This is a genomic window from Flavobacterium sp. Leaf359 (assembly GCF_001423985.1).
GTDB classification, from domain to species: Bacteria; Bacteroidota; Bacteroidia; order Flavobacteriales; family Flavobacteriaceae; genus Flavobacterium; species Flavobacterium lindanitolerans.
In genome coordinates this window covers 320,024-330,023 of record NZ_LMPW01000011.1, presented here as the reverse complement: position 1 = coordinate 330,023, position 10,000 = coordinate 320,024, and the positions used below count along the sequence as shown (strand labels likewise).

Annotated in this window: 6 protein-coding genes; 1 reads left to right on the top strand and 5 read right to left on the bottom strand. The window is 39.5% G+C overall.

Annotated elements, in window-relative coordinates; genetic code table 11:
• The first annotated feature begins 120 nt into the window (after nucleotides 1–120).
• Nucleotides 121–1,353 carry a glycosyltransferase family 4 protein gene (locus ASG38_RS08345; RefSeq protein ID WP_056069061.1) on the top strand — a complete coding sequence of 411 codons (1,233 nt, stop codon included), beginning with the start codon at nucleotides 121–123 and terminating at the stop codon, nucleotides 1,351–1,353.
• Between the two features lie 35 nt (nucleotides 1,354–1,388).
• On the opposite strand, the gene ASG38_RS08340 is transcribed toward ASG38_RS08345, so the two are convergent.
• From ASG38_RS08340 to porU, 5 genes are all read right to left on the bottom strand, one after another.
• The gene (locus tag ASG38_RS08340) at nucleotides 1,389–3,056 is read right to left on the bottom strand and encodes a pyruvate dehydrogenase complex dihydrolipoamide acetyltransferase (protein WP_056069059.1); all 1,668 of its coding nucleotides are present in this window, start codon (nucleotides 3,054–3,056) and stop codon (nucleotides 1,389–1,391) included.
• A gap of 5 nt (nucleotides 3,057–3,061) precedes the next feature.
• Nucleotides 3,062–4,060, bottom strand: coding sequence for a pyruvate dehydrogenase (acetyl-transferring) E1 component subunit alpha (gene pdhA, locus ASG38_RS08335; protein ID WP_056069056.1), 999 nt, complete (start codon nucleotides 4,058–4,060; stop codon nucleotides 3,062–3,064).
• A gap of 142 nt (nucleotides 4,061–4,202) precedes the next feature.
• Nucleotides 4,203–4,685, bottom strand: a complete 483-nt coding sequence (gene cdd, locus ASG38_RS08330; protein ID WP_056069053.1) for a cytidine deaminase — start codon at nucleotides 4,683–4,685, stop codon at nucleotides 4,203–4,205.
• A 72-nt stretch (nucleotides 4,686–4,757) separates the two neighbouring features.
• A complete protein-coding gene (gene porV, locus ASG38_RS08325) occupies nucleotides 4,758–5,936 on the bottom strand; it encodes a type IX secretion system outer membrane channel protein PorV (protein ID WP_056069050.1) in 1,179 nt (392 codons plus the stop codon).
• Nucleotides 5,937–5,979: 43 nt separating this feature from the next.
• Nucleotides 5,980–9,819, bottom strand: a complete 3,840-nt coding sequence (porU, locus tag ASG38_RS08320) for a type IX secretion system sortase PorU (protein ID WP_056069047.1) — start codon at nucleotides 9,817–9,819, stop codon at nucleotides 5,980–5,982.
• Nucleotides 9,820–10,000: the final 181 nt, after the last annotated feature.

Below are 10,000 nucleotides of genomic sequence, written 5' to 3'. Positions count from 1 at the left end.
GCGCAGATGGTACTGCAATCCTGTGGGAGAGTATGTCGCCGCCTTCCTTTGAAAAGGGTTCCCAATAGGGAACCCTTTTTTGTTTTGTAGGGTTTGCTTAAAAACGTTTTCTTTGTAATTATGGATAAGCAGAAACTTTTGATTATTGGTATGGTATTTCCAGAACCAAATTCTTCAGCAGCAGGAAGAAGGGTGCTGCAGTTAATACAACTTTTTAAAGAAGCAGCGTACGATATTACTTTTGCCAGTCCTGCACAAGACAGCGAACACGAATTTAATTTAGGATTGTTAGCCATTCAAAAGACCAAAATCAGCCTGAATGACGAAAGTTTTGATACTTTTATCCAAAATTTAAAACCCGATATTGTCTTATTTGACCGATTTATAATTGAAGAACAGTTTGGATGGAGAGTTTCTAAATATTGTCCCGAAGCTATAAAAATTCTGGATACAGAGGACCTTCACTTTCTTCGCTTGGCGAGGCAGGATGCTTTTAAAAACAAGAAAGAATTTAGTATTTCCGATTTATTTTCTGATACTGCAAAAAGAGAGATTGCCAGTATTTTGCGCTGTGATATATCTTTAATCATTTCTGATTTTGAAATGAAACTCCTTGTCGATGAGTTTAAAATTGATTCTTCCTTATTGTTTTATCTTCCTATTTTTGCCGATTCTAATTTAGATTTTGTTCCTTTAGAAGAACGAAAAGATTTTGTTTTTATTGGTAATTTCCTTCATGGGCCCAATTGGGATGCTGTACAATATTTAAAGAGTGCTGTCTGGCCTTTGATTCATAAACGGCTTCCGGATGCTAAAATGTTGATTTACGGTGCTTATCCGTCACAAAAGGTTTTGGAGTTAAATCATCCAAAATCTAATTTTCATATTATGGGCAGAGCGGAAAGTGCTGCTGAAGTAATAAAAAAAGCTAAGATTATGTTAGCTCCTTTGCGATTTGGAGCGGGAATAAAAGGAAAGCTTATTGAAGCAATGGAATATGGAACGCCTAGCGTTACAACCAGTATTGGTGCTGAAGGAATGCAGAAGGATGGGCTTTGGAATGGCTTTATCATGGATAATCCGGCTGATTTCGCACACCATACTATAGAACTTTATAAAGACGAAAATCTTTGGCGTAATGCCCAAAAAAATGGAGTACAACTGCTGAAGAATAAATTTGCTGAGAATCTGTATAAGGAATCGTTTATAGAGATGGTTCTGGACTTAAAGGATAACTTAATGATGCATCGGAATAAGAACTTTATAGGTCAGATTTTGCAATACCATACAATAAGAAGCACTGAATATATGTCACGTTGGATAGAAGCTAAAAATAAAAAAATCCCGTCTTAGAAGGCGGGATTTTTGTTTTATAGTAAGAGTTTAGCTTATGCTAACATCGTAACCGGGTTTTCCAGATATTGTCTCAAAGTCTGTAGGAATTCTGCACCTGTAGCACCATCAACAGTTCTGTGGTCGCAGGCAAGTGTTACTTTCATCGTATTGCCTACTACAATCTGACCGTTTCTAACAACTGGTTTTTCAACAATTGCTCCAACAGAAAGGATAGCTGAGTTTGGCTGGTTGATGATTGACGTAAATTCAGTAATGCCGAACATTCCCAAGTTGGAAACTGTAAAGGTACTTCCTTCCATTTCAGCAGGCTGTAGTTTTTTGTTTTTCGCTCTTCCGGCAACATCTTTTACGTTAGCACCAATTTGAGACAAGCTCAATTGGTCGGCAAACTTTAATACAGGAACAACCAAACCGTCTTCAACAGCAACAGCAACTCCAATATGCACGTGATGGTGGATTACAGTCACATCATCTTTCCATTGTGAGTTTACTTTTGGATGCTTTTTCAATGCCATTGCACAAGCTTTGATAACCATATCGTTAAAAGAAACTTTGGTATCAGGCAATGCGTTAATTGTACTTCTGGAAGCCATTGCGCCATCCATTGCAACTTCAATTGTCAGATAGTAATGAGGAGCAGTGAATTTAGATTCAGACAAACGCTTCGCAATAACCTTACGCATTTGCGAATTTTTGATTTCTTCTGAATAGGTTTCGCCAGCCGGAACAAATGGTTTTACAGCCGGAGCAGAAGCAGTAGTTTCAGGTTTAGCAGCCGTTTCTTGTGAAGCTGGCGCTTGAGAAGTTGCAGCGGCAGGCTTGAAGTTTTCAATATCGCTCTTTACGATACGTCCGTTTTCACCTGTACCTTTTACTTGTGAGATGTTTATGTTTTTCTCTTCAGCAATTTTTTTGGCCAAAGGAGAAATAAAGATTCTTCTTCCGTCAGAAACAGTTTCTACAGTTTCTTCTTTAGATTCAGCAGATTCTGATTTAGATTCTTCTGCTTTTTCTTCCTGAGCAGGAGCAGATGCTGCACCACCTTTTTTGAAGTTTTCAGCAACACCTGAAATATCGGTTCCTTCAGGTCCGATAATTGCCAAAAGAGAATCAACCGGAGCCGATTCGCCTTCCTGAATTCCGATGTGTAATAAAGTTCCGGAGTTGAAAGATTCAAATTCCATTGTAGCCTTATCGGTTTCGATTTCAGCCAGAATATCACCTTCGCTAACTTTATCGCCTACTTTTTTCAACCAGGTAGCTACGGTACCGTCAGTCATGGTATCGCTCAAACGAGGCATGGTCACGACTACTACGCCTTTAGGTAAGGCAGCAGTTTCAGATTTTGGAGCTTCTTTAGCTTCTTCTTTAGGAGCTTCAGCCGTTTTTTCTTCAGCTTTTGGCTCTTCTTTTTTGTCGGAAGAACTTCCACCGCCGGCTAAAAGATCGGATATGTCTTCACCTTCTTTTCCAATGATTGCTAAAAGAGAATCAACCGGAGCCGATTCGCCTTCTTGAATCCCGATGTGTAATAAGGTTCCGGAGTTGAAAGATTCAAACTCCATAGTAGCTTTGTCGGTTTCGATTTCGGCTAAAATATCTCCTTCGTTAACTTTGTCCCCAACTTTTTTCAACCATGTGGCTACAGTTCCTTCTGTCATAGTATCGCTCAAGCGAGGCATTGTGATTTTTGTTGCCATAATGATTATAATTTATGAGGTAAAAAAGGATAGTTTTCTTGTTCGTAAACAACATCGTAAAGTTGTTGCGTATCAGGAAACGGAGAGTCTTCAGCAAACTGAGCACATTCTTCAACCAGGTTTTTAACTCTTTCGTCAATAGCTTCAATTTCTGCTTCAGTGGCATAATTGTTTTCTTTGATGATGTCAAGAACCTGAGTGATAGGGTCAATTTTTTTGTACTCTTCTACTTCTTCTTTTGAACGGTATAATTGCGCATCAGACATAGAGTGTCCTCTGTAGCGGTATGTTTTCATTTCCAGGAAAGTTGGTCCGTCCCCACGACGCGCTCTGTCGATGGCTTCGTGCATTGCTTCAGCAACTTTTACAGGGTTCATTCCGTCAACAGGACCACATGGCATTTCATAGCCCAATCCTAATTTCCAGATATCTGTATGGTTTGCGGTTCTTTCTACCGATGTTCCCATCGCATAACCGTTATTTTCTACAATAAATACAACAGGTAGTTTCCAAAGCATTGCCATGTTGAAAGCTTCGTGTAGAGAACCCTGGCGGGCAGCACCGTCACCAAAATAAGTTAAGGTAACACCACCTGTGTTGAAATATTTGTCAGCAAAAGCAATACCTGCACCAACCGGGATTTGAGCTCCTACAATACCATGTCCTCCATAAAATCCTTTTTCTTTAGAGAAGATGTGCATAGAACCTCCCATACCTTTAGAAGTTCCGGTAACTTTTCCTAAAAGTTCTGCCATGACAGCTTTTGGGTCAACGCCCATACCAATTGGCTGAACGTGGTTTCTGTAGGCAGTAATCATTTTGTCTTTGGATAAATCCATAGCGTGCAGAGCACCAGCCAGAACGGCTTCCTGGCCATTATATAAGTGAAGAAATCCTCTTACTTTTTGCTGAATGTATAAAGCGGCTAATTTGTCTTCAAATTTTCTCCAAAGCAGCATGTCTTCATACCACTTCAAATAAACTTCTTTTGTAATTTCTTTCATTGTTTGTTTTTTGTAAACGTTATTGTGCCAGTAAATTGCTAAATAATAAGACGCAAAGTAGTTTCCTCACACAAATTTGCGAAAGGCAAAAATAAGACATTCCAACTTAGAAGTAAAGTTTAAAATGTAAATTTTAGGTTTTTTATAAGAAGTTTTTATCAAACATAAATGGGAGCAGATTTTTGAGCGAATCCGACTTGTAAACTACTCCTGTTTCGCCCATAAAATAAATTTCTATCGGGTAATCCTGTTTGAATTCATACTCTGATATGGATTGCCTGCAAGCACCGCATGGTGGGATAGGAGAGGTGACAGGTTTTTCGTCTGACGTGGCAGAAATTGCAATTTTCAAAATCTTCGCGTCAGGATATATTGCTCCTGCCTGGAAGATAGCAACTCTTTCTGCACATAGGCCTGACGGATATGCAGCGCTTTCCTGATTAGAACCCAAAACAATTTTTCCGTTGTCTAAAAAGATGGCCGCCCCAACTCTGAATTTTGAATAAGGCGCATAGGCTTTCTTACGTATCTCAATGGCCTGTTCCATCAGATTTTTTACATCTTCAGGCAATTCTTCCTTGTTGTCGAATACTGAGAATGTGGTCGTAATGTTGATTTGTTTCATAAATGTTTTGAGGAAAAAAAATCCAAATTACTAATGAAAGCAATTTGGATTTTTTAGACTTTAAATTATATACTAATATTCATCATATTTATCTCCGAACGCGAAGCTAAGAGAGAAACGCAATGTGTTTTCCAACGGGTTTCTAACTTTTGAAGTTGAGAACAGATACGATACATCCAGCTTTACGATGTTGTATTTGAATCCAGCTCCAAGCGAAAGAAACTTTCTGGCTCCTTTTTCTTTACTTTCATTAAAATACCCCGCTCTTACTGCAAAGGAATCCTGATACCAGTATTCGGCTCCTAAAGCCCAGGTAATTTCTTTTAATTCTTCTTTCAGTCCGCCTGGTGCATCTCCAAATGATTTGAAAATACCGCTTACCCATCCGATTGAACGGTAATCTTGATTGTTTTGTGCTCTTTCTACATCAGTAATCTCGCCATCTCCATTCAAATCCGGATTCTGAGGAGTAGGTACCAAAAGCTTGTTGATTTCGGCATTAATCGAAACTTTGTTGTATTCGTCAAAGATGAAGTCAAATCCACCTCCCAGTTTTAAGTTAGAAGGAAGGAAGTTGGAACCTTCATCAGATTCATCTAAATCATAATTGATTTTTGGACCTAAATTTTGGAAATTGAAACCACCTCTCCATCTTCCGTTGAAATCTTCATAAGCAATTTCTTCTGACTGATAGTAACCCGAAATGTCTACAGCAAAAGAACTTGCAGCAGAAGCATCATTGCTCAACTGCGCCAGTCTCAGGTTAGAACGGATATATCTTGCAGCTACGGACATTGAAAATCTTTCGCTTAATTTTAGGGCATAAGAAAGGTCTAATGCAAATTCACTTGGATTTACTTCTACGGCCGGGTCATCAGGGTTGTCATTTCTGAATTCGATAACTCCAAGGCTGAAATAACGTAAGCTTCCCGCAAAGGCACTTCTTTCACTAATTCTGTTGAAATAAGTCAGCTGACTTAAGGAAATGTCGTTTACAAGTTCCGGTAGATAGGGTGTATAGCTAAGTGAAAAACCCTGTTTATCAAGCGAAAATGCATACTTGGCCGGGTTCCATTGTTGTGAATAAGCATCTGGGGAAGAGGCTACTCCTATGTCACCCATACCGGCAGACCTGGCGTCTCCAGCGATAAGAAGAAAGGGTACTCCTGTTGTGATGACCCTGTTTGTATCCTGGGCTTTCGCTATATTGAGTCCTAGTATGCAGATAATAAATAATATGGTTTTTTTCATTCTGAGATTGGTATTAATTGAATTGAACAAATATAGTATTTTATTAAAGTATAACAAGTTTTTCGTATTTTTCTGTTTTTTTATTGGTCAGCGTCGATTTGACAGTAAGTTTATAAACGTAAACTCCTTTACCTATCTTATCTCCAAAATCATCTTTTCCGTCCCACGTAATTTCTCTTGAAAGGAATCCTTCCGTAGTTACTACCTGATTGATTGTTTTGACTATTTTTCCTGTAATCGTGATAATCTGTACCTGTACTTCCAGAGGTTCGTACGGACGGTTGTGCGTGAACCAGAATTGGGTATAACTTACAAATGGATTCGGGTAATTGAGCACATTTTTTAATGTTACCGTTTCATCACCCACCACTATGAATTGTATTTCTGCCGTTACCGGATTGTTATATACGTCCCATGCCTTGAAGGTAATCGTGTGCAGTCCTACTGCCAGATTGCGGAAAGGGAAACGTACTTTTCCTTTGGTATGGTTATCCAATTCGGTTTCGTAATAATCATTAAGGATGTAGGGATTGTTTTCGTCGCCATCCAGAATTGCAACAATATCGTGTCCGATACCGCTGGCGGTGTTGATACCGTTTTCGTCTTCCAGAAAAGCAAGGAATATAGGGGATTCGTTAGTAATGCCCCCGGATATAAATGTTTCGTCATTCATATACAGTCGTACTCTCGGACCAATATTGTCGGCCGTAGCATTTGGGTTGATTCCGCCTATTTTAATATCGGTATTATATCCTGTCTGGTCTTCTAATCCCTGATTTCGTTTGGCATAAAAACTGATTCTTCCATTGCCTACAGGAATTGAAATGTCTCTTGGTACGACAAAATTAAATTCAAACTGCCCGTTTGCGACAGAAGCATTACCACGGAAAATGGTTTCGCCCAATAGGATAAAGTCCATTAGAATTAGGTTACCAGAGCTGTCCGTTACTCCGTCGTTTCCAAATGTGGTTCTCTGTACGTTTTTGTCGAAAATATTTACCGACAGGCTACCATTATAATTTGATAATATTGTATTTCCTTCCACATTTCTAACTTCGCCGGATAGTTTTACCGGACTCAATGCATTAAAGACAAATGTGGAGGCGGCAACGGGTTGGTCGTTTATTTTGGTCAGCACAATTGTCGGTTTTGGTATAGCAAGCCTTATGGCCGGGTCACCCACATAAGAAACCATAAGTGCAGAACCATTGTAGTTGTTTTTGGCAATTCTTAATGCTTCTGAAATAGGAACGTTATTTGTTGTGCCGTACCCATACAATTCGCTTGAAAAGGCATCGTTGATATCCTGTCCGGTCGTTACACTTATCTGTCGTGTAGTAGTTACCATAGAAATGGCACCACCTTTAGGATTCCAATAAGTGTACTCGCCTGCAGTTGGTCTGTAAGGATTGTCGAATCTTGTAAATTCGCAGGTTACGGTTACAAACAGCGGGTATTTGTAGCGATTGTTTAAATTCTGGGCATCTGCTTTTTCGAAAATTCGCTCTTTGGCAAGTCCATCTTCACCACCATGTCCGAAATAATTAAAGACAAGAGCTCCCTGATTTATGGCGTCAACAAAATCTTTTCGGGCTTTTGGATAACGGAAACCTCCGGCAGAAGCTTCCTGAACATAAGAGTCGGTATGTATTTTTTCTACGTTTACAAAAGGTTTCTGTGCGGAAATCTGGTCGCCCAAAGCATCAATTCCGGTTTGGATGGAATTTTCCCAGGCTACGTCAACGTCGTCAGAAATCAGGACAAAGTTGTTTCTCCATTTTCCGTACGATTCAATAGCGTGATATTCGATAACCTTGGTTACCATTTCTTCTGCCTGTTTTAAATCGCTGACCAGCATTCTTCCTACGGCAAGTTCCATATCTTGCGAGCCGGTCTGTAGCATGGTGCCTTCGTTATCGTCAAGCATCGTGAAATAATCGTCAGACATAATAGAGCCTCCTAACGAAAAGCTGTTCAATGCCTGAAAGACCGGAACAATATTGGTGTTGTTGGAAATCCTGTTTTTGAAATCAAATGAAGCATCACCAAACAGGTTCAGGTATTTTAATTTTTTAGAAGGAATCGAACCGTTATTGTAAATGTATTTTACAAAATTTCGAATGGCACCAATGTCTTGCTTGCCGGAAGAAAACTCTTCATAGATATTTTCCAGATTGACGACTTTTACGTTTAAATTTGAGTTGGTTCTATGGAAATTGGCCAATCGCTCTGCCTGTGAATTCAAAAAAGCAGGTGTTACTATAAGGTAGTCGAGGTCCTGAAAGGAGCCCTGAGCATTTTTCAGAATGCTGCCTTTTAGGTTTTGGTTGGCTACGCGTGTTCTGGAATCTTTCAAAGGCGAATAAAAATCAGAAGCATCAACCGCTATATAATTTCGGTCTTCACCCATGTAGGCTTTGAATGAGAAAGCATCCGCTCCGTTATTTTCTACTTTTTGTACATTATATATATCGGTAATGTCCCATACTTGTGTTATCCTGGCTGCGCTTGAAAGTTGATACTGGATTACTCCCGTATTAAGGTCGGCATCATTATATTGGAAACGGAATTGTTTGCCGTAACCCTGAAGATTCCTTTTTGCTTCCAGAATGATATAATCCAGATAGGCATCTGCGCTGGGAACCCCACCATTATTATATTGTATTTTTACGGCCACATTTTCTGAAGCAGGAAAACTGCCGGTCAGTGCTCTTTCAAAAGCAACATCGCCGTCACTGCTTGTTGGCGGGAATGTCATTGCGCCCAGATCCTGGCCATTGGCTGAAACGCTCATCGAGGTTTGTGAAAATGCGGCGGCGGCAGCATTGGTTCTCAGTCTGATTTGTGTTCCTGTGGCTATGTTGGGAAATTTGAACTCGAAAGTTTGTTCGTTTTCGATATTGAATCTTTCCCCAAACCATTTTCTTCCCAAACGTCCAATGTTCGTTTTGTCCAATTCGTGGTATTGGTAATCATCAAAAGTTGATACATTAAGAGTAGGGTTGTCGGCAATAACAGGCATGTTAGTGATTCGTTTTCCGGGACCACCTTGTGATGTTACATAATAATAGGAGCGGTCTGCATACAAATTATTATGGGTCTGGCTTTCTTCATTCCAGTTGTCCATGCCTTCCGCATAAAATAAAATATAATCCTGACTGTCGAATGAACCGTCGCTTTCTCCTACTAAGGTAATTGCGTTTTCAATAAGGTCTTCCGGATAATAAGTGCCGTTTAGTAAAGGCAGCATACGGCCACCGTTGCCATAAATCTTTATGTTTCGGGCATCAGCAGCACCTACATTCATGCCAAGGCTCTGCAGAAAGCTTCGGGATATTTTATAGACACCGGATTTTACTACATAGAATCGGTACCAATCTCCCGAACTCAAAACGGAGTTATAGACAAAGTTGGAGTTTCGTGCGGCATTGCCGGCGCGACTTGCTGTTGTCGAAAAGGAATAGGTAAATGATTTAACCCGTTGGAATGTATTTCCGGATTTAATTATAGGAGACAGACTCAAAACAGCTTTCTGTGAAGCAGAATTGTTCATGTTTTTAATGCGGGCTTCTATTGATGAAGGAATTGATGTAATTCGTAAATCGCCAAGCTGCTCGCGGGAAATAGTTTCGTATACAATATTGGTTATCTGTAGGCTGCCTTCGTCGGCAAAACCAGATACAGGAATTTTTAAATTAAACAGGACGGCTTTCTTTTCGTAGTCGAATTGAAAACGGGATGATTTGAAAATAGGGGCCTTAATCTGGACCTGTTCCGAATAAATTCCGGAGTTATCAATCCATTCAATAGTTACATTGTCTCTTTGTTGGGCAAAAGAAACATAAGAGCTTATAAGCAATAAGAGTAAGGTAATCTTTTTCATTAACTTGAATAACGCTGGTCGCGCCTAATTATTACGAAAAGTAAAAATAATTTTTTAACTTAATATTAAGTGCAATAAACCCAATAAATTTGCGTTATAGCAAGAGACTTTTAACACAAAATTAGTTTTTTATTAATATTTCAAAATTGTTGTTGCAGTTTAATGGTTAATTATTATATTG

Excerpts from the sequence above, each read along its gene's own strand:
- ASG38_RS08345 (WP_056069061.1), top strand. The coding sequence starts at position 121 with ATGGATAAGCAGAAACTTTTGATTATTGGTATGGTATTTCCAGAACCA.
- ASG38_RS08340 (WP_056069059.1), bottom strand. The coding sequence starts at position 3,056 with ATGGCAACAAAAATCACAATGCCTCGCTTGAGCGATACTATGACAGAA.
- pdhA (WP_056069056.1), bottom strand. The coding sequence starts at position 4,060 with ATGAAAGAAATTACAAAAGAAGTTTATTTGAAGTGGTATGAAGACATG.
- cdd (WP_056069053.1), bottom strand. The coding sequence starts at position 4,685 with ATGAAACAAATCAACATTACGACCACATTCTCAGTATTCGACAACAAG.
- porV (WP_056069050.1), bottom strand. The coding sequence starts at position 5,936 with ATGAAAAAAACCATATTATTTATTATCTGCATACTAGGACTCAATATA.
- porU (WP_056069047.1), bottom strand. The coding sequence starts at position 9,819 with ATGAAAAAGATTACCTTACTCTTATTGCTTATAAGCTCTTATGTTTCT.